This window comes from Porphyromonadaceae bacterium W3.11 (genome assembly GCA_030434245.1).
Taxonomy (GTDB): domain Bacteria; phylum Bacteroidota; class Bacteroidia; order Bacteroidales; family Porphyromonadaceae; genus Porphyromonas_A.
The window spans coordinates 95628-120106 of record JAUISX010000001.1 but is presented as its reverse complement, the minus strand read 5'-3'; the positions used below and the strand labels follow the sequence as shown (position 1 = coordinate 120106).

The 24479-nt window shown below is 38.9% G+C and carries 20 protein-coding genes and 1 riboswitch; of the genes, 16 read left to right on the top strand and 4 right to left on the bottom strand.

The window, feature by feature from the left end; all coding sequences use genetic code 11:
• From QYZ87_00445 to QYZ87_00435, 3 genes are read left to right on the top strand one after another with little or no spacing between them, the layout of a single operon-like run.
• Positions 1-432, top strand: a complete 432-nt coding sequence (locus QYZ87_00445) for a dCMP deaminase family protein (protein MDN4753007.1) — start codon at positions 1-3, stop codon at positions 430-432.
• A gap of 28 nt (positions 433-460) precedes the next feature.
• On the top strand, positions 461-2137 hold the full coding sequence (locus QYZ87_00440; GenBank protein MDN4753006.1) for a S41 family peptidase: 1677 nt from the start codon (positions 461-463) through the stop codon (positions 2135-2137).
• Between the two features lie 18 nt (positions 2138-2155).
• A complete protein-coding gene (locus QYZ87_00435; protein MDN4753005.1) occupies positions 2156-2719 on the top strand; it encodes a 5-formyltetrahydrofolate cyclo-ligase in 564 nt (187 codons plus the stop codon).
• Here QYZ87_00435 and QYZ87_00430 read toward each other — a convergent pair whose 3' ends face one another.
• The 3 genes from QYZ87_00430 to QYZ87_00420 are packed head-to-tail and all read right to left on the bottom strand — an operon-like array spanning position 2720 to position 4796.
• Complete coding sequence (locus QYZ87_00430) at positions 2720-3037, bottom strand: DciA family protein (GenBank protein MDN4753004.1); 318 nt, start codon at positions 3035-3037, stop codon at positions 2720-2722. It abuts the gene before it with no gap.
• 12 nt (positions 3038-3049) lie between these two features.
• Complete coding sequence (gene recF, locus QYZ87_00425) at positions 3050-4168, bottom strand: DNA replication and repair protein RecF (GenBank protein ID MDN4753003.1); 1119 nt, start codon at positions 4166-4168, stop codon at positions 3050-3052.
• A 28-nt stretch (positions 4169-4196) separates the two neighbouring features.
• Complete coding sequence (locus QYZ87_00420) at positions 4197-4796, bottom strand: MarC family protein (protein MDN4753002.1); 600 nt, start codon at positions 4794-4796, stop codon at positions 4197-4199.
• Positions 4797-5518: 722 nt separating this feature from the next.
• On the opposite strand from QYZ87_00420, the gene trmB reads away from it, so the two are divergent.
• The 7 genes from trmB (at position 5519) to QYZ87_00385 (ending at position 14997) form a co-directional block, all read left to right on the top strand.
• Positions 5519-6280, top strand: a complete 762-nt coding sequence (gene trmB, locus QYZ87_00415; GenBank protein MDN4753001.1) for a tRNA (guanosine(46)-N7)-methyltransferase TrmB — start codon at positions 5519-5521, stop codon at positions 6278-6280.
• 24 nt (positions 6281-6304) lie between these two features.
• Entirely contained in the window at positions 6305-7417 is a 1113-nt protein-coding gene (locus tag QYZ87_00410; protein ID MDN4753000.1) for an Mrp/NBP35 family ATP-binding protein, read from the top strand.
• A gap of 100 nt (positions 7418-7517) precedes the next feature.
• Positions 7518-8882 carry a Na+/H+ antiporter NhaA gene (gene nhaA / locus QYZ87_00405; GenBank protein ID MDN4752999.1) on the top strand — a complete coding sequence of 455 codons (1365 nt, stop codon included), beginning with the start codon at positions 7518-7520 and terminating at the stop codon, positions 8880-8882.
• 84 nt (positions 8883-8966) lie between these two features.
• Positions 8967-10238: an ABC transporter permease gene (locus QYZ87_00400; GenBank protein MDN4752998.1), complete on the top strand. Its 1272-nt coding sequence runs from the start codon at positions 8967-8969 to the stop codon at positions 10236-10238.
• Between the two features lie 46 nt (positions 10239-10284).
• Positions 10285-10953: a SprT family zinc-dependent metalloprotease gene (locus tag QYZ87_00395; protein ID MDN4752997.1), complete on the top strand. Its 669-nt coding sequence runs from the start codon at positions 10285-10287 to the stop codon at positions 10951-10953.
• 124 nt (positions 10954-11077) lie between these two features.
• Positions 11078-13645: a DNA gyrase subunit A gene (gyrA, locus tag QYZ87_00390; GenBank protein MDN4752996.1), complete on the top strand. Its 2568-nt coding sequence runs from the start codon at positions 11078-11080 to the stop codon at positions 13643-13645.
• A 152-nt stretch (positions 13646-13797) separates the two neighbouring features.
• Entirely contained in the window at positions 13798-14997 is a 1200-nt protein-coding gene (locus tag QYZ87_00385; GenBank protein MDN4752995.1) for a tetratricopeptide repeat protein, read from the top strand.
• Between the two features lie 102 nt (positions 14998-15099).
• On the opposite strand, the gene QYZ87_00380 is transcribed toward QYZ87_00385, so the two are convergent.
• Positions 15100-16761: an IS1182 family transposase gene (locus tag QYZ87_00380; GenBank protein MDN4752994.1), complete on the bottom strand. Its 1662-nt coding sequence runs from the start codon at positions 16759-16761 to the stop codon at positions 15100-15102.
• Positions 16762-17177: 416 nt separating this feature from the next.
• On the opposite strand from QYZ87_00380, the gene QYZ87_00375 reads away from it, so the two are divergent.
• From QYZ87_00375 to QYZ87_00350, 6 genes are all read left to right on the top strand, one after another.
• Entirely contained in the window at positions 17178-18320 is a 1143-nt protein-coding gene (locus tag QYZ87_00375; protein ID MDN4752993.1) for an IS256 family transposase, read from the top strand.
• A gap of 453 nt (positions 18321-18773) precedes the next feature.
• Positions 18774-19160 carry a hypothetical protein gene (locus QYZ87_00370; protein ID MDN4752992.1) on the top strand — a complete coding sequence of 129 codons (387 nt, stop codon included), beginning with the start codon at positions 18774-18776 and terminating at the stop codon, positions 19158-19160.
• Positions 19161-19235: 75 nt separating this feature from the next.
• The gene (locus QYZ87_00365; GenBank protein ID MDN4752991.1) at positions 19236-20309 is read left to right on the top strand and encodes a fimbria major subunit; all 1074 of its coding nucleotides are present in this window, start codon (positions 19236-19238) and stop codon (positions 20307-20309) included.
• 624 nt (positions 20310-20933) lie between these two features.
• Positions 20934-21125: riboswitch (cobalamin riboswitch) on the top strand.
• 128 nt (positions 21126-21253) lie between these two features.
• Positions 21254-22447, top strand: coding sequence for an ABC transporter substrate-binding protein (locus QYZ87_00360; protein MDN4752990.1), 1194 nt, complete (start codon positions 21254-21256; stop codon positions 22445-22447).
• Positions 22444-23484, top strand: a complete 1041-nt coding sequence (locus tag QYZ87_00355) for an iron ABC transporter permease (protein MDN4752989.1) — start codon at positions 22444-22446, stop codon at positions 23482-23484. The genes QYZ87_00360 and QYZ87_00355 overlap by 4 nt, the downstream gene beginning before the upstream one ends.
• Positions 23484-24479, top strand: coding sequence for an ABC transporter ATP-binding protein (locus QYZ87_00350; protein ID MDN4752988.1), 996 nt, complete (start codon positions 23484-23486; stop codon positions 24477-24479). Before QYZ87_00355 ends, QYZ87_00350 begins: the two co-directional genes overlap by 1 nt.

Here is a 24479-nt window from a genome sequence, read left to right as displayed (position 1 = left end):
ATGGACGAAAAGCAGAAAAAGATAGATGTCCGGTACTTAAGAATGGCTAAGATATGGGGCGAAAGCTCGTATTGTAAACGTCTTCAGGTCGGGGCTCTTATAGTCAAGGATAAAATGATTATCTCTGATGGATATAATGGTACTCCATCAGGCTTTGAGAATCTTTGTGAGGATGATGATAATAAGACCTTCCCATACGTACTGCATGCGGAAGCCAATGCTATCACTAAGGTAGCAGCATCCAATAACAATAGTAACGGTGCTACCATTTATGTAACCCATGCACCTTGCTTGGAGTGCTCTAAGTTAATCATACAAGCAGGAATCAAGCGTGTGGTGTATTCGATGACCTATAGGTTGACCGAAGGTATTGATTTGCTCCAAAGAGCAGGGATCAAAGTTGATTGTATCCCTATCGAAGTTGATGAATGATCAGGCTTAGGATTATCTACTGTATAATATGAAAAAAAATCTCACTACCATATCTATTATAGTCCTACTAATACTTATGGCACTATTAGGAGGATGGTATTTGGGACGTAGATCTACAAAAGTAAATTTACAGAGGTCTGTTACCCCTTTTGATAAGCTAAAGGCAACAGTTCAGCTTATCGAAGATAACTATGTTGATACCGTAGATGTTAATGATCTCGTCTTGGAGCTAATCCCAACTCTAATGAGCGAATTAGATCCGCACTCCACATATCTGACAGCTGAACAGAAGCTGAAAGAAAAAGAAAATCTAGAGGGCTTCTTTTATGGTATCGGAGTGACATTTAATGTCATCAAAGATACTGCTATTATTGTGAGTGTTATACCTAATGGTCCCTCTGACCTAGCTGGCCTAAAAGCTGGTGATCGTATTATATCCATCAATAAACAACCGATAGCTGGAGCTCATAAAATTTCAGCGGACTCTGTTAGATCTCTCCTCAAAGGAGATAAGGGCAGTTTGGTAAGATTGGGTATTCATTCATATAACTCTACTACAGAAAAACATGTAAGTGTCAAGCGAGGAGTTGTAAATATGCCTCAGATAGATGCGGCTTTTATGATTAATGATACCCTTGGATATATCCGCATACCTAATTTTGCGATGAATACTCATAATGACTTTATGCAGGAGATTGCAAAGCTAGAGTCTGATGGTATGAAAGGCTTAGTCTTGGACCTCAGAGATAATCCAGGCGGATTATTACAGCCAGCACTATTGATATCCAATGAGATTTTGCCAGCACAAAGTCTAATCATATATACTGAGGGTGCTCATCAAGAGCGTCGTGATGTCTTGAGTGATGGTACTGGACGGTTACAAAATCTACCGATTTACGTCCTTGTAAATGAGCTCTCTGCCTCATCATCTGAGATAGTCACGGGATCACTGCAAGATAATGATGCTGCTATCGTAATAGGTCGCAGGAGCTTTGGTAAAGGTTTAGTACAGAAGTCATTTGAATACTATGATGGCTCTTCTGTCCATCTTACGATAGCTCGCTATCACACCGCATCGGGGCGTTCATTACAGCGTGATTATAAGATGGGGGGCGATGAAGAGTATTCAAATGATTGGCTCACAAGATATAGTAGAGGTGAGATGTTCCATGCGGATAGTATCAAGATAAACCCTGATCAACTCTTCAAGACCATTGGAGGACGAACCGTGTATGGAGGCGGTGGGATCACGCCAGATATCTTTATACCTAGAGATACTAATGGTATTACTTCATATTATGTGGAAGTGCTCAATAAGGGTCTTGTTCACCAATTTGCCTTTGAGTATGCTGATCGATATCGAAACATCCTAAAGAAATTAGGGACTGCAGAAAAATGCTATTCATTTCTTACACATCAAGGATTAGTATGGCAGTTGGCTGAGTATGCCAATAAAAAAGGTGTCAGACCCAAGAACTATTTGATCTATTTATCCCAAGATCAGCTGAATAATATTCTCTATCCATTAGTTATAGATTATATCTATGGAGCTGACTCATCATGGATGGTTCGCGGATATAGCGATCCTATGGTCCTGAAGGCTGTTCAGCTATTTGGAGATGGCATCACAAAGCCAGAGTTTATTCCACAAGAGAAGTTACTTCTGCCTGATTCATTGATTACAAATATACCCGATAGTTTATAACCAATATTTATCAATAATATGCTCACAAAAAAAGAGGTTCGCTCAGAGGTAAAAGAGCTAAAGAAATGTCTTTCCGAGAGCCAAATGAAGGAAAAATCTACATGGATATGTGAGAAGATTTTTGAAATGGTCAAATATAGAGAGCCTTCAATTATCTCTCTCTTTTTAAGTATGCCAGATGAAGTAAGAACTGGTCACCTTATCGATTTATTATGGGCCCAAGGTAAGCATGAAGTCGTTGTTCCTAGAGTAGAGGATAAGACCACAATGTGCTTCTATACCCACTTACCTAATAAGGAGCTAAAGTGTTCAAATTATGGCATTCTCGAACCAATAGATGCTCCATCAGCTGAGCGTATTCCACAAATAATGATTGTGCCCGGAGTGGCCTTTGATTTAGAAGGAGGGCGAGTAGGGTATGGTCGCGGTTACTATGATAGGTTCTTTGCCAAGCATAAGGATGTGATTACCGATCGTATCGCTATTTGCTATGATCTCCAAATTCTAGATAAAGTCCCTATGGATGAATACGATCAGAGGATGCACAGTATAGTAACCGAGGAACGGGTTATTCACATTTAGTCAATGGTTGGACGAAGAACCAAGTACTATTTCTAAGTTTTTGATTTCATACTCCCGCATGAAAGACGAGAGGTGATTAGTAATCATAGATCGTTGTCGGCGAACATAATTGAGTAATACACTGGAGGGGCATTGAATAGTCAATGTCCCTTCATTTGTTATCATGAACTCAATATCAATCTTCTTTAGTCTAGGGTCAGGAATCTTATCCCAAGTCATTTTAAGAGCCTGATGCTTCTTGATCATACTGAGGAGATCAAGTTCATCTCGTTTTTCACCCAAAAGTTTACCTATATGATCTGACGTATATTTACGCATCCCTTCATATCTTTACTTGGTGGTCATGAAATTCCCATTTTCAGCATGAAATATACTGTAAGACTTATTCTCTAGTCGTTGAAGGATCTGATCAAGATAATTACGGTTAGTATCTGTCATAAAGATTTGACCAAAATCTGCTCCAGAAACCAATTGCACGATTCTATCCACCCTACGCTCATCTAGTTTATCAAAGACATCATCAAGGATTAGGATAGGGTAGTTATTAGGATGTAATAGTCGGAGTAACTCGTACTGTGCAAATTTAAGAGCTACCATAAACGTTTTATTCTGACCCTGAGAGCCAATCTTTCTGATTAAGACCCCATCAATCAACATCTCTAAGTCATCCCTATGTGGTCCGATAGAAGTATAACCAAGGGCCAGATCTTTTTGTAACCCATTTTCCCAAGCTTGTACAAAATCATTTGCAAGGAACGAACTCCCCTCCAAGGACGGAGCATACCCAAGCATCACAGGCTCGTTAGAATCCGATATGAAATGATAATACTTAAGGAATAGGGGAGAGATTCTATCCAGCCAATCTACTCTATACTTCATGATAATTTCAGCCTGCTCTGCTAGCTGATGATTAAGGATAGAAAGCAATCCTAGATCCATGCCAAAGTTGATCTTAAGCATCGCATTACGCTGCTCTAGAAGCCCCTTGTACGCCTGAGCTGCATTCATGTATGCTCTTGATTCCTGACAGATTATTTGATCCATAAAGCTTCTCCGCTCTATACTCCCCCCCCTGATGAGATCTATATCACTTGGGGCAATCATGACGAGAGGAAATATGCCGATGTGATCGGACATCTTGGCATACTCCTTTTTATTTCTCTTCAAAACCTTACTCTTACCAAGCTTCATACCAATGTATAGATGCTCTTTTTTCTCAAACATTTCGTATTCGGCATCCACGACAGCTAACTCAGCTCCATGACGAATAAGCATCGATTCCGGTAGGTATTGATTAGTACGAGTAAAGGAAAGGTAATAGATACTTTCAAGCAGATTAGTCTTACCCATCCCATTTGATCCGATAATACAATTTAGTTTATCGGAGAATTGAAGTGTTGTAGCCTCAATGTTTTTAAAGTTGGTAAGTGACAACTGCTTTAGTATCATTGTATTATATTTGGTTTAATTGGGATTGTTATATTTGTCCCAAAAGAGCAGAAATATTTTCTGTGAATAGCTTAACGGACATCGCCATCAAGATGACGCCAAAGAACTTCCTCAGGACATACACTCCTCCAGCTCCTACAATCCTCTCTACAACGTCAATTTTTGCCAAAACTAGCCAGACAACAAACATGTTAAGTAATGTTGCTAATATGATATTAATCATATAGTATTGTGCCTGAAAAGATAGTAGAGTAGTGAATGATGCAGCTCCAGCTATCAAAGGAAATACTAGAGGTACAAGCGTCCCCGCACCTGCAGGACTGTCATTTTTGAAAAACTCAATGCCAAAAATCATCTCAAAGGCGAGTAAGAATAAAATGATAGCACCCGCTGCTGCAAAACTCTTCACATCGATACTAAGGAAAGATAGTAACCACTCTCCAAAGAATAGAAATCCGACGAGGATGACGGATGAAATAAAAAATGTTTTGAAAGGTTCTATTTTCTGCCCTCTATTCCTGAGACTAATGATAATTGGTATAGCTCCAATTATATCAATTACGGCAAATAGTACCATGAAGACGCTTGCAATCTCTGTCGTATCGATTTGTTGTAAAAGTTCATTCATAACCTAATAGAATTAATAATATCCTTGTCTCTCGTAAAAATGATAAAAATATCCGTCTAAATCTTCTTTCTTGGGTGCAAAGTTACTTATTTTTTTACAGACTTTTTGCCGTTAAATATTAGCTAATAGTAGAACGCATGAGTAAATGTTCTCAGTACAACATAAACATCAAATAGACAACTTATCGTCTCAAGGAGATATCGGAATCTGCATAAATGGAGAGAGGGGTACTGAATTACATAATTCTGATAAGAAGATTCATCACGAAATGAAAGTATGCAATTGTAAAATAAGCTCTATTTAGCTCGGAAATTCTTCCAATAGGAAACGTAAATGTTTCTTATGAGAAGAAGAATTGTTTTTCATATGAAAGATTTCTTTATTATATAACTAAAAATTGTACTGATTTTATCCCTCAAAAATGATATTCATGATTTCGTTTTAACACACCTAGATTATCTATTTTGTGTTAGTGATTTATAAATCATATAATAGCCTTTGGATAGGCTTTTTTAAAATAATAGCTTGCAAATTGAAAGCAAATTTCATAAACTGAGATAAAAATGATTTATTAGTTGGATAACGATATTGGCTTAATTTGTGTAATGTGAATTATTGGGGATTCAAGAATTAATTATGCAGAAAAAAGTTAAATGAAGTGTAGCTATAATCTTTATCTTTGGGTATCTTTGTGAAGATATAATAGGGAAAAGTGAGAAATTATGGCCAAGAATAAACTTGCTAAATTTGCCGATCTTGATAAGTTAGATATTGTGTTACAGTACCCATATTCAGTATTAAAGTCTGAAGATGGATTTCCTTACAAAGGACACTGGAACGAAGATGTATTTATGAACACTAATCCGATCGTCATAGAACTGGGCTGCGGTAGGGGTGAGTACACCCTTGGCATGGCTCGGAAGTATCCACATGTTAATTTCATAGGAATTGACATCAAGGGGAATAGGATATGGAATGGTGCGATGAAAGCCGAAGATGAGCAATTACCAAATGTTCGATTTTTAAGAACAGAGATAGAGTTCTTACCACACTTTTTTGGTCCTGAAGAAGTGTCTGAGATCTGGTTGACTTTTCCGGATCCACAGATGAAAAAGACTAGAAAAAGACTCACAAGTACACGCTTTTTGATTAGTTATTGTGAGATACTGGGTGGAGATAAGATCTTGAATCTTAAGAGTGATAGCTCGTTTCTCTATTTATATACAAAGGCGGTAGCTGATGCAAATCACCTTACGATACTTGAGGATTATCAAGATGTATATAAGGAGGTGGAAAGAGGGAGTGACCTGAGGCAAATTCAAACATATTACGAACGACAGTGGTTGGCACGAGGTCTTGATATCAAATACTTGCGGATTTCGCTTGCAGATTTGCCTGACCGTTGGGTGGAGCCAGATATTGATATTCCTTATGACACCTATCGGAGTTACGGTAGGAATCAAAGAAGTGAGTTGAACATATGATATGTATTTTATAAATCCAATATAATGAGCAAAATAGAAATTCAAGAAATAATAGATGCGTTAAAGACGGTACGATATCCTGGCGAAGAGGGGAATATTGTATCGAATGGAATGGTGCAAAATGATATTGTTATCGATGGCAATAAAGTGTCATTTTCTATTCGTTTTAAAAAGGCTAAAGATCCACTTCACAAGTCGGTTATTAAGGCGGCTGAGAGTGCTATCCTTACCTTTGTTTCGGATGAGATCGATATACAGGGTAATATCACCCCAATCTTTCCAGATCCAGTACCTTCCAAAAATACATCTGTATTACCTAAGGTTAAGAATATAATAGCTGTAAGTAGCGGTAAGGGTGGAGTAGGCAAGAGTACGGTTACGGCTAACCTTGCTGTAGCTCTCTCTCAAATGGGGTATAAAGTAGGGCTATTAGATGCCGATATCTTTGGTCCGTCTATGCCTAGAATGCTTAACCTCGAGGATGCACAGCCAGAGGTCGTTTCTATTGATGGTCATGACTATATCCAGCCTGCTGAGAATTATGGAGTAAAGATGCTCTCCATAGGTTTTTTTGTACAAAAAGATAGTGCTATTGTATGGCGTGGATCTATGGCATCAAATGCACTTGGTCAGTTAATCACAGAGGGTAATTGGGGTGAGTTAGATTATCTATTATTGGATTTGCCTCCGGGCACCTCTGATATTCACCTAACAATTATACAGACGGTTGGCCTTACTGGAGCGATAGTAGTAACGACACCTCAGAACGTTGCCCTAGACGATGCACGAAAGGGGATAAGTATGTTTAGGGATGATAAGATTAATGTCCCTATTCTGGGTATTGTCGAGAATATGTCGTGGTTTACTCCAGCTGAGTTACCACAGAATAAGTATTATATCTTTGGTGAAGAGGGCGGTAAAAAGTTGGCAGAAGAGCTGAATGTTCCACTATTGGGACAACTTCCATTGGTTCAGAGTGTTCGGGAGTCTGCAGATAAGGGGGCTCCGATAGCACTTAATGATGAGACCATCATGGGATTGTCATTTAGGAAACTTGCTGAGAATGTAATCTCAGCTGTAGATAAGAGAAATCAACAGCTCCCACCTACAAAAAAGGTGGAAGTGACCGAGAGATAAACAATTATAATTATCAAATTGACACATATATACATAAAGTATGACACAGTCTGTCTCAACTGAGAAAAGTAACCCTTTGAGAGAGTTTTACACGTGGTTAATGAGTGTAAACCCCTCGGTATTCCTGTTTTTGGCTGCTATTCTAGCAATCATTTTTGCAAATACAGGACTAAAAGAATTGTATGATAATATTCTTAATGCCCCTGTAACATTAGAGGTTTGGGGATATTCTTTCTTCAAGATTGCTGGCCGTCCGATGACCGCTGCTGAGTTTATTAATGATGCATTGATGGCTATTTTCTTCTTCTCTGTCGGATTAGAGATTAAGCGAGAAATGACCATTGGTTCATTATCAAGTTTTAAGAAAGCCTTATTGCCTGTAGTCGCTGCATTCGGTGGGATCATCGTACCGGTATTGGTTTTCCTATCCATTTGCCATACTGAGCCAGTAATGCGTGGTATGGCTATTCCGATGGCAACAGATATTGCTTTTGCCTTGGCCGTCTTAGGTTTGCTTGGGAAGAGAGTACCCGCAACACTAAAGATTTTCCTCATGGCTTTGGCCGTAGTGGATGATATCGTCGGTATCTTGGTTATCGCTATTTTTTATTCATCTGGAATCAATGTAGTGCCATTAGTCTTAGGATTAAGTTTCGTCTTAATCGCTTATATACTGGGGCAGAAAGGTGTTGTTCGTTCAGGGATTTATTACTTTATATTCTTTATAGTGTGGTCTCTATTCTTACACTCTGGAATTCACACTACCATTGCTGGTGTATTATTAGCTCTTAGTATTCCATATAAACCAACTATTCGACCACGAGACCTAAGAGAAGATCTGAAGTTATTGACAGAACGTGTGGAGATTGCATGTGAGCCAGATCATGTGGTTAGGGATTTCCTTAGTGACGATGAGATAGAGGAGATACTTAGAACGGAAAGGAGACTCCTCAGATCAATTAGCCCAGTTCAGATCATGGAGCAGCAAACAAATGCGTTCGTTAACTATGTGGTTCTTCCACTATTTGCATTTGCTAATGCTGGTGTAGCGTTAGGTGGTGTCTCTGCCAGTGAATTATTTGGTCTGCCGTTGGCGATTTTCTTGGGCCTATTTGTAGGAAAGACTATTGGTATTTTCGGCTTTACCTGCCTTTTCTCAAAGCTTAAGCTTATTCATCTATCTCCTGGGATTACTAAGTGGAATCTCTTTGGGGTGTCAATCTTTGGAGGAATCGGGTTTACGGTCTCCTTATTCATTGCAACTTTAGCATATTCTGGCTTAGGAGAAACTGGTGAAATTCTTTTAAATGAAGCAAAACTAGGTATATTTGCAGGTACGATCGTTTCGGGAATAGTGGGTGTACTCGTTCTTTCAACCATTTTGAAGAAAGAGAAAAAGCACAATAAGGGTGCATATAGTAAGGAGTACATTGATTATATGAAGACAGCTGTGATTGATGATTAAGGAATCAATATAGGAAATGTGTATCGTACCCGCTAGATTGTATAGTCTAGCGGGTACGTGCTTAAAGGAAATTGAATAACAGAGATGAAATTAGAGAAAATATTAGCAGTACGCTTTCTCTATCAAGAGGAAAGTAACACGACGCGACGTAAGAAGAGATTACGTCCTGTGGTTAGGATCTCCACTATTGGAATAGGATTAGGGGTCATGCTTATCCTCCTTTCATTATTCATTGTTCATGGCTTTAAGCAAGAGATCCAAAGTAAGATTAATGGCTTTAGTGGCACCGTTAGGATTTCAAACCCTGATAACGTTTTTAATCAATATTATCTACCATTGTCTATTTCCGATGAACTGCTTTCTCAGATTAGTGTGGCATCATCGGATATCGACCCAAAAGCTCTCGTCAATACCTTCATAGATGAAATGTCTCTTATCCGAGTGGACTCTGCCTATAAGGCTGTTTTGATGCATGGACTAGATGCTAATTACGATGCTTTTTTTTTTCAATCTTACCTTAAGGAAGGACGCTTGCCCAATTTTTCTGGAGAAGTGACAGACGAGGTAATGATATCAAAGAAAATAGCTGATCACTTGAATATAAAATGTGGTGACACATTTGTTAGCTCTTTTCTCCTAGATAATCGTATGAAAGTTAGGAAGTTTACTGTCGTAGGGCTCTTTGAGACTGGCTTTGATGATTATGATGGAAATATCTCAATCGTTGATCAACGTGTACTAAGGCAGGTTAAGGACTGGTCAGATGATGAGGTTAGTGGCATTACTATTACGCTTAGTAAAACAGATGCAAGTGGGGAGGTCTATGATAAGTTATATCCCGTGCTTGCGGATAGAAATATAGCTAATAAGTCTGAGAGGTATGCTATGTTTACTGTAGAGGAGTTGAATTATAGTATATTCGGATGGCTCAACCTATTGGATGCAAATGTATTGCTGATATTAGGTCTGATGATCGCAGTTGCTGGGATGACTATTATTACAGGTGTGGTGGTACTCATTCTGGAGAAGGTTAGAGCTATTGCTACTCTGAAGGCTCTAGGTCAGAGAAATTCCTCTTTGCGAAAGGTCTTTATACTAATGGCATCTACAATTCTATTTAAGGGAATAATATGGGGGAATGCTTTAGCTCTATCTATTGCCTTTATTCAGAAATATTGGCAGCCTATTACGCTTGATCCTTCTCAGTACTACATGACTCATGTCCCTATTGTTATCGACGTAAAAGTTTTATTGCTGATCAATATTTTGGTGTTCTTGCTAGTCTTTCTATTTATATTGATCCCAACCTCTATTATTTCCAATATCAAACCATCAAAATCTCTTCGTTTTGAGTAGTTGTCAAGAGACATCATGCCTGACTATAGGGGATTTCCAAGTGCATGTGACTAGAAAGAATATCAAAGGGTTGTACTTGAGGGTATTACCACCAGAGGGGAGAGTTGTTATTTCCGCTCCTTTGGGATGTGGTGATGAGTATATTAGTCGTTTTGTATTGACTAAACAGGACTTTGTCCAACGTGCGATTAATAGAATCATTGAAAAAAGTGGTTATCCTCTGGAATATGTTGATGGTGAGCTTTTGCCTTTTCTGGGTGAACATTATGTACTGCAAATAAATGAGGAAGTTAGAAAGCGACCAAACGTTTATCTTAAGGGTAACTCTATGATTCTTGAAATTACTGATAATAGTAGTAGGGAAGATAGAGAACGTGCCATATATGATTATTATTGCGAAAGACTTAAGAATGAACTAGACCCATTGATAACTAAATGGGAAGGAATATGGGGTGTGAAAATATCTGGGTATGCTTTTAGAAAACAAAAAACTATATGGGGCAGCTGTAACAGACGCACTCGGCACATATCATTTAATATCGAATTAATTAAATATCCATTGGGATGTATTGAATACATTGTTGCACAAGAGCTTTTGCATATTCTTATCCCAGGGCATGGATCAGATTTTAAGTCAGCAATGAATGAAAAGCTACCAATATGGCGAGATCTGAATGCAAGGTTGAAAATGAACCCTGTACAGACTGAACTTTAGGTGATTTCTCTAATCGGAGAATGTGTATTTTTGAGCAAAAATAGGTATCTTTGAGGAAGTAAATTACAAACGAGAGAGGCGACTATAAGGCCTCTCTCGTATTAAAAATAAGATTTATATAATAATGCAAGACGATTTTCAGAGTAACGACAAGATCATCGAGGTGAACTTGGAGGAACAGATGAAGTCTGCGTACATCGACTATGCTATGTCGGTCATCGTAAGTCGTGCCCTGCCAGATGTAAGGGACGGCTTTAAGCCTGTACACAGACGAATCCTATATGGGATGAATGAACTGGGAAATACGCCAGACAAAGCTTATAAAAAATGTGCTCGTACCGTAGGTGATGTAATGGGTAAGTACCACCCTCATGGTGATAGCTCTATATATATGGCCTTAGTAAGGTTGGCACAAGATTGGTCCATGCGTTATACTTTGGTAGATCCTCACGGAAACTTTGGCTCCATTGATGGGGATGGACCTGCTGCTATGAGGTATACCGAGAGTCGCTTAGCACCTCTAGCGATGGAGATGTTAGCAGATATTAATAAGGAGACCGTGGATATGGTGCCTAACTACGATGACTCTAATAGTGAGCCTAGTGTTTTGCCATCAAGAATTCCAAACCTCTTAGTTAATGGTGCCTCAGGTATAGCCGTTGGGATGGCTACTAATATGGCCCCTCATAATTTGACAGAAGTTCTAAATGGTACTCTTGCCTACATCGATAAGAGAGGAGAGATTACCATTGAGGAGCTTATGACTTACGTTAAGGCTCCTGACTTCCCAACAGGTGGTACCATCTATGGTTACCAAGGAGTAAAAGATGCCTTTACTACAGGTAGAGGTAGAATCGTCATTCGTGGTAAGGCTGAGATAGAGGTGGAGGGTCAGCATGAGCAGATCATCATCACCGAAATTCCTTATGGAGTTGTTAAGAAAGATCTTGTTAAGTCTATTGCGGAGTTGGCTACGGTCAAGAAAATTGAAGGAATCAGCAACGTACAAGATGAGAGTAGTGGCAAACAAGGTATGCGTATCGTGATTGATATCAAACGCGATGCGAATGCAGGGGTTGTCCTAAATAAACTATATAGATACACAACACTAGAGAGCTCCTTTAGTGTAAATAATATTGCTCTTGTTGATGGACGTCCTCGACTGCTTAACCTAAAGGACTTGATCGGAGAGTTTGTAAAGCATAGGCATGAAGTTGTCACTCGTCGTACTCAGTATGACCTGCGAAAAGCTGAAGAACGACTACACATACTTGAAGGTCGTATAATAGCGGCTGATAACATCGATGAGGTAATCGCAATTATTAAAGCTTCTCAGAAACAAACAGAAGCAATGGAGCGTCTGATAGAGCGTTTTGATCTTTCTCAAATTCAAGCTAGATCTATCGTGGAAATGCGTCTAGGTCAGCTTACTGGCATGGAGCTTGATAAACTACATGCTGAGTATGAAGAGGTTCAAGGTAAGGTTAAATATTACAAGGAAATTCTATCAAACGAGGATCTCCTCTATTCTATCATTAGTGATGAGCTGAAGGCTATTATCGAGAAATATGGCGACGAGCGTAAGAGCGATATCGTATATGCTACTGCCGATATGAATCCTGAGGATTTTTATGCTGATGATGATATGGTTATTACCATTTCACACTTCGGATATATTAAGCGTACTCCTCTAGCAGCCTTTAGAGCTCAAGGTAGAGGTGGCGTAGGTGCAAAGGGATCTGATACGAGAGATGATGATTTCGTGGAATATATCTATGCAGCATCAATGCACGCTACTTTACTCTTCTTTACTGAATTGGGTAGATGTTATTGGTTGAGAGTCTTTGAGATTCCAGAAGGAGCTAGGAACTCTAAGGGTAGGGCCATCCAGAACTTACTTAATATCGATACCGATAATAGAGTTACAGCCGTCATAAGAATAAAGAATCTGACTACTGATGAAGACTTTGTACAAAGCCACTATCTGACCTTCTTTACTAAAGATGGAACGGTTAGGAAGTCAAGATTGAAAGACTTCTCTAGGCCTCGTAGTAACGGTATCATTGCTATTAACCTAAAGGATGATGACAAGGTTGTTAGTGTGAGACTATCTAACGGTAAATGTGATTTTGTAATCGGGACACGCATGGGTAGAGCCATTCGATTCCATGAAAGCGATCTGAGGTCTATGGGACGCTCTTCTACCGGTGTAAGAGGTATTCGCTTGCAAAACAATGATGATGAGGTTATTGGGGCAATCTGTATTAAGGATTCGGAGGCTGAAACTGTCTTAGTCATCTCAAAGAATGGATATGGCAAACGATCAGATATAGAGGATTATCCTGTCCGCCATAGAGGTGGTAAGGGTGTAATTACTCTAAAGATCACAGAGAAGACTGGAGAGCTCATCTCGCTTCACAATGTTACTGATGAGCATGATATTATGATTATCAATAAGAGTGGAGTGGTTATTCGTACCAGTATGTCTGATATTTCAGTCTTAGGCCGTAATACACAGGGTGTAAAACTGATTGACCTTGACAAAAGAGGTGATGAGATTGCTAGCACATGCCGTGTTTTATCTGATGAAGAGGAGCCTGAGGTAGAGGATATTGACGAAGGTGTTATAGAGGCAGATGAGGATGGAGTCATTGATTTCGAAGGTGAGGAGGAGACTGATCTCGACGAGTAATAGCCAATGTAATATTAAACCTGATGTGTCTGTACACATCATATTAGTACCAATCTCTTTAATATAATGCTAAATCAAATTTAATTATTAAATTTGGAGCATTGAAGCTAATTAAACGAGAATAATAATAATCAAACCAAAGAGTGAAAGATATGAAAAAAGGAATTATTTTAATAGCACTTAGCTTTCTAATGGCATTTCCTGCAATGGGACAGCAAAAACTTGTGAAGTCTGTCGAACGCATGGTAAAAAAAGATAAGGCCGACTTAGTAGAGGCTCGTAAATTAATTGAACCAGCTCTCACAAACGAAGAAACAGCTAATGACCCATACGCATGGTATGTAGCAGGTCTTGTAGAAGAGAAAGCTGTGGAGAAAGATTATCTAGCTATGCAGCTAGGCCAAGAAATCAAAGAGGATGTATTCTATAATAACTTGATGAACATGGTTAAGTTTTATAGAAAGACAAACGAACTTGATTCACGTAATAAGTTCGAAAAGAAAATCTCTGGTCCTCTTTCTACATACTATCAACTACTCGTTAATGGTGGTGCCACCTTCCTTGATGATGGAAAGTTTAAAGAGGCTAACGAGTATTTTCAAGCATTCTTGGATGTAAAGAAGATGGAAATGTTCAAAGATAGTCCTGTATCTCAAAGTGATTCTTTAAGTATGCAGATTGGCTTCTTTAATGCTTATGCTGCATCACAAATTGAAGATAATGCAGAAAATGCTATTAAGGCATTTGAGAGTATTAAAGATATAGAGTATCGTCAGAATGATGTATATCAGTTGCTATCCCTTCAATATTATAATGCTAAGGACAATGAGAACTTTATTAAGACTCTTAAGGACGGTGCCGCACTATTCCCAGAAGAATCTTTTTATGTGAATAATATCATTGATGCTTACATTAAGCAAAATCAGCTAGATGAAGCTAAGAGCTACTTAGACATAGCTATTAGCGAACATCCGGACAATGCTCAATTGTATTATACATATGGATTTTTATATGAGAATGGTTATCAAGACACTGACAAGGCAATTGAATACTATACAAAGGCCACTGAGATAGATCCAACTTATGCACAAGGCTTCTTTGGTATTGGTAGATGTCACTTTAACGCTGGACACGCATTAATTAATAACGTGGACCTTTCTGACCAAGAGAAATATAAAGAAGCTACAGTGAAGAGTGAAAAGCTATTCAAACAATCAATCCCATTCTTTGAGAAAGCGATTGAATTAGAGCCTGATAATCAAGATTTCCTAAGAGCTCTTAGCAATTGCTACTATGTGCTTGGTATGGAGGAAGAGCGTGCTAAAATCGAAGATAAACTAAGCACAATGTAATAAGTTATTCATTGTAGTTATTAGCTACAACATATGTTATTAAAAGAGGGTGTGTCAAAACCTAGTTTTGATGCATCCTCAATTTTTTTGATAGGGTGTGTCCTAAGCAGCTACGAGATGTTTTAGAATTTGGTTTTCCTCTAAAAGTAGGTTGTTAGTGACTAAAAATGGATGATTTGGGCAAGAATGAGGTGTATTATCCATGTTTTTTGGGTTTTTCGCCATCATAGAGCATAGTTTCTTGACATTGAATGCTATGGCAAAGAAGGCAAAGTCCATAGTGACCTTGTCTTGACCGAAGTGTCGAAAGCGTTTGTAGCTCATATTGTATTTCATTTGACCGAATACTGATTCTGGCTCTACACATCGTCGTCCTCGATGTCTTAGTCCTTCTTCGGAGGTAAGGAGTTGGTTTGCTTTCTTTTTGTACTCATTGAGTCTGTGATTGACCTCTATGATTCGATTGCCTTTTGCCTTAAAACATAGTCCTCTGAGTGGACATCCTTTGCACCTCGCAGCCTTATATCTCGCACTCTCAGTAGTGTATCCGCTTGCTGTCTTGCCTCTCTTTGTCCCGATACGCCTCATCCTTTGTCCCATCGGGCAGACATAGTAATCTCCTTCTTTGCTGTAGTATAGCGATGAGGGCTGAAATGGGTCGGGCTTATAGCGAGGACGATGCTCAATATGGAAGCGATTGTATTTGACAAAGGGTGTTGTACCAGACTCTTCCATAAAACGATAGTTCTCTTCCGAGCCATAGCCAGAGTCGGCTACAACAGTAGAGGGCAAATCACCATAACGGTCTTGGTGGAATTGAAGAAAAGGGATAAATGTGAGGGTGTCAGTAGGATTGTAGAAGAGTCCAAAGTTGGTAATAAATTGCTGATTCGTAGCTATTTGTAAATTGTAACCTGGCTTGGTTTGACCATTTCTCATGGCATCCTCCTTCATACGCATAAAGGTGGCAGAGGGGTCGGTCTTGGAGTAGGAGTTGCGATCCTCGAGTTTTTCCAGCTTCTCGTCATACTCCATAAGTTTAGCCTTATGCTCTTCTAGTTGCTTGATCTGCTTCTTCCTCTCTCTTATTTTCTTTTTCTCCTCCTTGTTGACTGGTTCCGGGGTTCTCTCTAGTTCTGCTTTGAAGGTGGTCACCAGCTCTGAAAGTTGTTCCGCTGTAATCTCTACTTCTTCGCTACCCTCGCTATTCTCTTGAGCAATACAATCATCGATTTGAGAGAGCAATGCCTTTAGCTTTTCCTGAAGTTTGGCTCGATTTCGTTCCACGCTCTTCCGCCACACAAAGGTGTATTTATTGGCTTTGGATTCTATCTTAGTGCCATCGATATACTCCACATCAAGACTGATAAAACCTCTCTCTGCAAGTAACAATACCATCTGTGAGAAGACCTTATTGATCTCTCCTTTTACACGATTACGAAACCTATTGATGGTGATAAAATCTGGTTTTTCATACCCTGCAAGCCAGATGAAGTGGACATCTCTTTTGAGGGCTTGCTCAATCTTCCTGCACGAGTAGATGTTATTCATGTAGGCGTAGATAATCACCTTGAGCATCATCTTGGGGTGGTAGGGGTGGCGACCTATCTTACTGTACAAGCCCTTAATATTCTCAATCTCAATAGCATCGATAATGGCATTGACCACTCTCACTGGATCATTAGCACAAATATCCTCGTCAAGCCTTTGAGGAAAAAGCATTGACCTATTGTGTATGTATGGACGAAATTGTATCTTTGTCATAGTTAATTTATTGATATACATAAAGATACAAAATCTTTATGATATAGAAAAGCCCCAGCTTGTGAAAGTTGGGGCTTTTGTCGCAAAATAATAGGGTGCGTCAAAAAAATTAGTTTTGACACACCCTCTTTTTAATAAAAGAAAAGTATAGTCTTATTGAAGAGGCTATGGGGATTTACTAAAAATTCGATTTGGTAGTGTCCCGAAAAGTGAGTGCGATCTAAAAAGTGTGTACGCCAGAATTCGTCTCGCATAAATATTGTACCCGAAAAAACGAATACACCAAAACTGCTATCGCCATAAATGTGAATGTCAATATAAGGGTGATACTGTCCCCAAAAAGTGTGTAAGTCCCAAGAATGTTATCTTTGAAAAGTTAAAAACAAAAGATAAACAAGAAGATGAGACTTACACAAATGCAATTTAAGGAAATTCTATCAAACGTGATGACAGAGCCAAATGGAGTTGGTCGTTTAATGGAGTTAATCATCGAAATAGCGATGCAAGGGGAGAGGGAACTGTATAAAGAAGATAGTGGCGATGTGAGCAATGGATACCGCCCCCGTCGCATCTTTGCGAGTGGTAATATGCTAGAATTACGAGTACCCCGAACTCGACAGCAGGGCTTCATGCCCTTGATTTTAGGCGTTCTCAAAGATCAAGAGAAAGAGATGGGAGAACTAGCAGGTTATCTATATAGCTGCGGTAATACGATGGAGGATATCTCTGGAGTATTCGAGCGTTTGTATGGTAAACGTTATAGTACGAGTCAAATCAATCGTCTCTCCTTATCGACCCAAGAAGCAGTAGAAGAGTGGCGTCAAAGACGTCTACCGAGGACTTTAGAGGCACTTGTTATCGATGCTACATATCTTCCTGTACGGAGAGGAGAAAGTGTGAGCAAGGAGGCATTTTTTGTAGTGATGAGTTTAGATAGCGAAGGACGTCGAGACATCGTGGGTGTCTATAATAATCCAACAGAGGGAAGCGGCATCTGGGGCGAGTTTTTTGAGGATCTAAAAAGCCGAGGACTCGAAGAGGTAGGACTAATCATTTCAGACGGGTTGAATAACATTGAAGAGGTTGCACGTGAGCACTTTACAGAAGTGGAAGTCCAGCTCTGCACGGTGCATCTACAGCGAGAAATAACTCGAAAGATACGCCCTCGAGATAAGTCAGCCATCGCAAGTGATCTACAGGAGGTCTTTAGTAAAGACGGCTCAAGAAGCTCACCTTTAGATGGCCTAGAGAGCTTTAAAAACTTTGCGTTCAGATGGCGTAAGAGCTATCCTTTTCTCACAAAAATAGCTAACGGTCAGAGGATAGAGTATTACTTCACATACCTAAAATACGACGTCAGTGTTCGCAAGTACATTCATAGTACTAACTGGATAGAACGCTTCAATAGACAGGTAAAGAAAGGGGCTCGATATAAATGTGCATTACCTAGCGTAGAATCCGCTCTACACTTGATAGGTAGTATTGCAATCAATGCAAACTATCTGAAGAAAAGAATAGGAGATCTAACTCTTGGACTTAGGAAGAACAATGAAAAGTAAATAACAACAATGTGCTTTATTTTCCAACACAAAGATATCAACCTAAAAGAATACGGCAAGGCGGTGTCTCCGCGGTGCTACGACAGCCTTGCCTTAATTCTTTATTGGTCTATCTTTAATGTTTATGGAAAACAAAGCGAAAAAATATGTAGGTTTGCTTTTCAGAGACGCATTCTGCCGTACACACTTTTGGGGACACTACCATAAGGGTTAAGGTATTCATGCTAGAAATCGAATTATCAGCAATCATCAGATCTTCCTAATATTTCACATAGCACATTAAAGGAAATACAATCAATGTACTGCTTGGCTCTCGCAGGTAAAAACTTTCGTCCAAGTGCAATAAAGCAAGAAACAATTGTGTTGTTTATTTATATTTATTAGATTTGCTTGTTAATATTATCAAAACACATTTACTATATATACAATAGGACTATATTCTTGTAGTTTATCATGAAAAATCTTAAGTTATTAATAGCGATTACCACTGTGCTTGTACTTAGTGGTTGTGTGCAGCGTGTTTCTCTTGATGTTGAAGAAAATAACATTGTCGAAAAGGAGCAAATGGAGATCTTATTAACCGCTTCTTTTTCTGATGTGGTAACACGGGCATACCCTTCAACGGTTGATGAAATGAGAAAAGCGAGAATTAATTTCGAGGGTTTAAGGATTGTTTTCTATCAACTTGATTCTGACATAAAGTCTTCAACTGTTGCTTATACCTATGATTGTGATATAAATGCTCATAAAGGAGTTCTAAGTGGGAAAGACTTTATACAAAGTGATAACACAGACTCAAAATTTAGGATTAAAATACCATTTAAAATAAATAGGGGGTAATATCATATTTACATTATAGCAGGTGCTACCGAAGCCATTAAGAGTGCTACATCTGTAGGTCAGCCATTCAAGCTGATGCAATCTGCAATAGTAAGAGATGAGAAAGAGTTTTACACCAAAGGATATCTTAAGAATAGTATATATATAAATTCTAACCCCCTCATTATTTCAGAGAAAGAACCGAGCATATCCACGTTGTCTGACCATACATATGCTCTTGATGAGTGTGTCTTAGCTCCAATTAATGCTTTTGCATCAGTTAACTGGTCTCCTGTGATCCATGATAATAGATTCATTATCTCTAATAATAGCATTCTTGTTTTTGCAGACGTTCTAAATAAGAAATTTATTTTATTGCCAAAATATGATCAGCAAGTCAAGACTGAACTAGGCATTGATTTCCCTATTGATCCAAACTATTCGAACTTCGGGTCTAAAGAAATGGATTTATTAGAGCCTGATTTTTTGTACCATCCCTTTTATAATCAAGACGGGAGTGAAAAGTTCACGTTTTATTATTCATCGAAAGATGATAGGGAAAATAGTTATTTGATTATCCCTGAAAATACAATGGATGCTAAGGACTATTGGGGAACGGTGGTTACGCGATTAATAGTCATGGCTATGATATACCCCAAGGATATGAATTTAGGTGATGCAGATATTAATTCCATTAGAGATAGAAGCAAACTACCCTCCTGGGTCTATTTCAAGGATAAAGGATTTTCCGAAGCAGAGTTTGATGCTCTTTACAAAAAAAGCAATGAGTCAGAGACTAAAACAGATGAGGATATTGATATAATTACAGCATACCGTGAATTAAAAGGTAGTAGTGATCAATACCCAAAGAATGGCTATCAAAGTAAGTCAATCAGATATTACAAGCATGGAACTAGCTTTTTCTCAATTCCAATACAACACTTTACAGAAGAACAATTAAAGGGAAAAAGTGCTATCCCAGGATTATATGCTGTTGTAAGAAATACACACTATAATATCGTGATCAAATCTTTTCAGGGTGTAGGCGCCGCTTCGATGGAATCCTTATCGAAGGATTTAAATTACAAAGATATTATGAATGCGACCACTGGAGACTTGCAAATTTTAGATGTAAATGTGATTGACAATATTATCGACACATTATACTAACACTATCAGAGGTAAGCCACCTGCTATTCATAAGTTCTAAATTACTCGTCTGCGATTAATTTGGTTTGAAAAGGCAGTTGATTATTAAAATTCTCTATCCTAACATTCCCGAAAAGGGAATCTAAATATTAAGGGTTCTAAATTATTGGTGTACGATAAAACCATAAAAGAGTATAATGAGGTGTCTCAATCGCAGAAATGATGCGGTTAAGACACCTCTTTATACAATTTTAGAGTTTTGTTGAAGAGCTATATTTAAGTATTGATATACCGACTTTTAGAGGAACGGATAGAAATAAGTGATATTACCAGCGATCTATCTATTATTCACAAAAGCACGTTTTAAAGCGTATATTTAACGCATTTAGCGTCAATAAAAAACTAATGAAGCGTAGAATATTACTCGACAAAACGTTCCTATAGGAAGAATATTTTTTTCTCATGAGAAGAAAAATTGTTTCTTATGTGAAACTTTTCTCTATTATATAACTAAAAAATGAGTCGCTTTTATTGGTTGGTTCAAAACATCGTTATTTGTGATATCTATTTTGCAGAGCTAGTTGAGTGAGAGTGGAAATTTAGCTATCTTTGCATTCGTGTAAAAAAGAGTTATCGGTTCGTAAAGGGTATTAAAATCAATGTGGTTTTATTTTCTCTGATACGATTAAAAGGGAATTTGGTGCAAATCCAAAACTATCCCCGTAGCCGTGATATTTGTTAAAATACTACTTTGTGCCACTGCCTGTTTTATTTAGGTGGGAAGGTGTAGATATTTTGAATTAAGTCGGAAGACCTACCTCATAACCCTTTTGTTGTTTAATTCTTTCGGGTGAAAGGAATTGACCATATGTTTTCTTTTCTGAAATATCTATGATTCGCATAGATATTCGTATTAGCTAGCTTATTGGTTTTTCTTATGTCCCGAGAGTTAATACTTTAATGGGATGTCTGATAAATCATTAATTGTTAGTATTGTAGCTATTGCTCTTCTGGTCTTTAGCTCGTGTGGAAATAAACATACGAGTAGTGATTCAGAAAGTGGTGTTAATCAAGTTGACAGTGTCGATTTTAACTATCCTGTTGCATTTCAAAATGCTAAGGGGATAGATGTAGTGAATGGTGAGAACTATAAAATTGTTTATATTTTTCATCCCGATCTTCCAGATACCATAGACACCTATGTCTTGTATCCGCGTCACATGGAACGTCCTCAATTAAGTGAATTCAGCGATGCGAAAGTGACGGCATATATTCCTATTCCAATTACGAATATAGTATGTACCTCTAGTGTACAAGTTGGAGCTTTGCCTATACTGAATAGGGAGGAGCACCTGGTCGGTGTCGTATCTATTAAGAATATCAATGACCTCAAGCTTAGGGCTCTAGCCAAAGAGGGACGTATTCAAGAGGTGGGTAGGGGAATGTCTAAAAATATGGAACGAATCATGGCTCTTCAGCCTGATGTGGTATTGATGGACTTTACGAGAACACCTGAGGAAGCTCAGAAATTTAAGGATTCTGGTATTGATATCCTGTTATACAATTCTTGGAAAGAACAAAGTCTATTAGGCAGGGCGGAGTGGATCAAGTTTATTGGAATGCTCTTTGGAGATAATAAGTTGGCTAGTGAGGTCTTTGGAGAAGTAACCAGGGAGTATGACTCCGTCAAAGAGATTGTAGCTAATGAGGAAGAGATAATTCCCGTGATGTATGGGCAGGATTACAAGGGAACATGGTATCTACCTGGTGAGTTCAGCTATGTGACCTCAATGCTTCATGATGCTAAACTAAGCTTCGATTACGCAGAAGGGCGAGTGAGTAGCCTTCCATGTAGCTTTGAGCGGATATTTAAGAATAATAGAGATGTTAAGGTCTGGATCTGCGTGATGATGAGTAGTGTGATGACCTATAAAGACTTTATTGCTCAGAATGACCGATACCGTTTTTTTGCAGCGACTCAGGAAGGAGGAACACTCGTCACTGATCAAAAGAGGGTTAATGAATATGGTGGTAATGACTACTGGGAGAGTGGTCCATATCACCCTGATCTTATTCTTAAAGATCTCATCAAGATTACTCGTCCCTATTTGCTCCCAGATTATGAAACAACATACTTTAAGCAATTAACAAGGCAATGAATCGCAAGAAATTTCTCTTCCTCATTCTCCCCATTCTTATCCTTCTAGCATTTTTTGTGGAGTTACTATGGGGTAGCGTGTCACTCAGTTTTTCAGAGGTACTATCTTCTTTAGAGCGCATCACAGCTAACTCAGACGAATTAAGCACCTCCGATTTTATTGTACTTAATTTCCGCTTGCCCAAAGCTATCACAGCTTTAGTTGCAGGTGCAGGTATCGCCACAGCAGGACTTTGTCTTCAAGCACTTTTTCAGAATCCGTTGGCTGATACCTCCATTCTAGGTATCAATAGCGGTGCAGGAGTAGGTGTAGCACTTTATACGATGTCATTCGTCTTAGTCCCAGGCTTAGGTGGAGGTCCAGGCGTTTATAATGTTTGGGCAATTGCTATTGCTGCTTGTGTTGGATCGCTAGCTGTTTTGCTCATTATACTTGCATTTGTCTCATACCTCAAAGATATAGTATCTGTCTTGATTATCGGGGTGATGATTGGCTTTTTGGCCAGTTCAGTAATCACCATATTACAGTACTTTTCGGAAGAGGAAGCATTGCGTAGCTATCTATTGTGGTCATTTGGGAGTATATCAGGTACCACTTGGGAGCAGCTACGCTTGGTTGTTCCTGTCGTCTTAGTTGCATTGATCCTAACACTAGGACTCCCGAAATACTTAAATGCTATAGCATTAGGGGAGAATTATGCTCGCAGCGTCGGGGTTAATGTTAAGCAGGTTCGGGTGTCCCTAATATTGATAACAAGTATCATAACAGGTACGATTACAGCCTTTGTTGGCCCCATTGCTTTTCTAGGACTTGCAGTACCACACTTTACACGAATTTTATTTCGCACTGCAGATAACAAAATATTAATAGTGGCTAATATGCTCTGTGGGTCACTTCTGCTGCTTTGTTGTGATATCATCACCCAGTTTCCGGGTGGAGACTTAGTCTTTCCAATTAATGCAATCACCTCAATTATAGGAGCACCAGTAGTGGTTATCGGGATTATTAAGAACAGTCGGGGTAAATCAGTTTTCTAATGAAGACGACAATAAAAATAGAACAGTTAACAACTGGATATATCAGTAAGAAGGATCCGACTAGAGTCGTATCTAAAAAAGTACAGCTCTCTGTCTGCGAGGGAGAGCTGGTCTTACTCATGGGTCCGAATGGGTGTGGAAAATCTACTTTGATGAATACTATTTCAGGACTTCTGCCTCCGCTTCACGGTGATGTAAAGATTACGAATCAATCTACACACTCGCTAAAGCCAAAGGATAGAGCCAAGCTTCTAAGTTTGGTCCTGACTGATAGAATTCATTCTCCTCTCATCTCTGTTCAGGATATTATCGAAATAGGTCGTTACCCATACGTTGGGGCTTTTGGCTCTCTCATGGAGAAAGATCATGAGATAGTACGTCAAGCCATAAGAATATGTCACCTTCAGGGGTATGAGCATCGCTACTTTAGCGAATTAAGTGATGGCGAAAAGCAGAGAGTGATGATTGCACGTGCTCTTGCACAGCAGACCCCCGTGATGCTATTGGACGAACCCACTGCACACTTAGATCTCCCCAGTCGTCTGGATGTGATTATGATGCTGAAGACTCTAACTGAACAAACAGGCAGTAGCATTATCGTTTCGACCCATGAACTAGATCTCGCTCTGCATTGGGCGGATACTGTATGGCTGATGAATAAATCTGGAGAAATCTATAGTGGGTCACCTGAAGACTTAGTACTTAGTGGTCGCTTTGAATCTGTATTTGGTAACGAAAAGTTGAAGTTTGATCAGGAGAGAGGGGAGTTTTCGGTGATTCAAAGTAATACTATTCCGGTTCGTCTGATAGGTGACGGACTCAGATATTCATGGACCGTTAGAGCTTTAGAACGAAAGGGCTTTATGCCAAGTGAAGATGCAGGACAATATGAAATTATTATAGGTGAAGATGATTGGCTCTTTAGGGGCGAAAGGTATTCTTCATTAAGAGACCTCATTATTACATTAGTAACGCTACATAATGAATCAAAATAA

Bases quoted from the DNA above. Each gene is read 5' to 3' on its own strand.
- QYZ87_00445 (MDN4753007.1), top strand. From the start codon at position 1: ATGGACGAAAAGCAGAAAAAGATAGATGTCCGGTACTTAAGAATGGCT.
- QYZ87_00430 (MDN4753004.1), bottom strand. From the start codon at position 3,037: ATGCGTAAATATACGTCAGATCATATAGGTAAACTTTTGGGTGAAAAA.
- QYZ87_00350 (MDN4752988.1), top strand. From the start codon at position 23,484: ATGAAGACGACAATAAAAATAGAACAGTTAACAACTGGATATATCAGT.
- recF (MDN4753003.1), bottom strand. From the start codon at position 4,168: ATGATACTAAAGCAGTTGTCACTTACCAACTTTAAAAACATTGAGGCT.
- QYZ87_00365 (MDN4752991.1), top strand. From the start codon at position 19,236: ATGCAATCTGCAATAGTAAGAGATGAGAAAGAGTTTTACACCAAAGGA.
- gyrA (MDN4752996.1), top strand. From the start codon at position 11,078: ATGCAAGACGATTTTCAGAGTAACGACAAGATCATCGAGGTGAACTTG.
- QYZ87_00385 (MDN4752995.1), top strand. From the start codon at position 13,798: ATGAAAAAAGGAATTATTTTAATAGCACTTAGCTTTCTAATGGCATTT.
- QYZ87_00400 (MDN4752998.1), top strand. From the start codon at position 8,967: ATGAAATTAGAGAAAATATTAGCAGTACGCTTTCTCTATCAAGAGGAA.
- QYZ87_00410 (MDN4753000.1), top strand. From the start codon at position 6,305: ATGAGCAAAATAGAAATTCAAGAAATAATAGATGCGTTAAAGACGGTA.
- QYZ87_00375 (MDN4752993.1), top strand. From the start codon at position 17,178: ATGCAATTTAAGGAAATTCTATCAAACGTGATGACAGAGCCAAATGGA.
- QYZ87_00435 (MDN4753005.1), top strand. From the start codon at position 2,156: ATGCTCACAAAAAAAGAGGTTCGCTCAGAGGTAAAAGAGCTAAAGAAA.
- QYZ87_00420 (MDN4753002.1), bottom strand. From the start codon at position 4,796: ATGAATGAACTTTTACAACAAATCGATACGACAGAGATTGCAAGCGTC.
- QYZ87_00440 (MDN4753006.1), top strand. From the start codon at position 461: ATGAAAAAAAATCTCACTACCATATCTATTATAGTCCTACTAATACTT.
- trmB (MDN4753001.1), top strand. From the start codon at position 5,519: ATGGCCAAGAATAAACTTGCTAAATTTGCCGATCTTGATAAGTTAGAT.
- QYZ87_00370 (MDN4752992.1), top strand. From the start codon at position 18,774: ATGAAAAATCTTAAGTTATTAATAGCGATTACCACTGTGCTTGTACTT.
- QYZ87_00360 (MDN4752990.1), top strand. From the start codon at position 21,254: ATGTCTGATAAATCATTAATTGTTAGTATTGTAGCTATTGCTCTTCTG.
- QYZ87_00380 (MDN4752994.1), bottom strand. From the start codon at position 16,761: ATGACAAAGATACAATTTCGTCCATACATACACAATAGGTCAATGCTT.
- QYZ87_00355 (MDN4752989.1), top strand. From the start codon at position 22,444: ATGAATCGCAAGAAATTTCTCTTCCTCATTCTCCCCATTCTTATCCTT.
- nhaA (MDN4752999.1), top strand. From the start codon at position 7,518: ATGAGTGTAAACCCCTCGGTATTCCTGTTTTTGGCTGCTATTCTAGCA.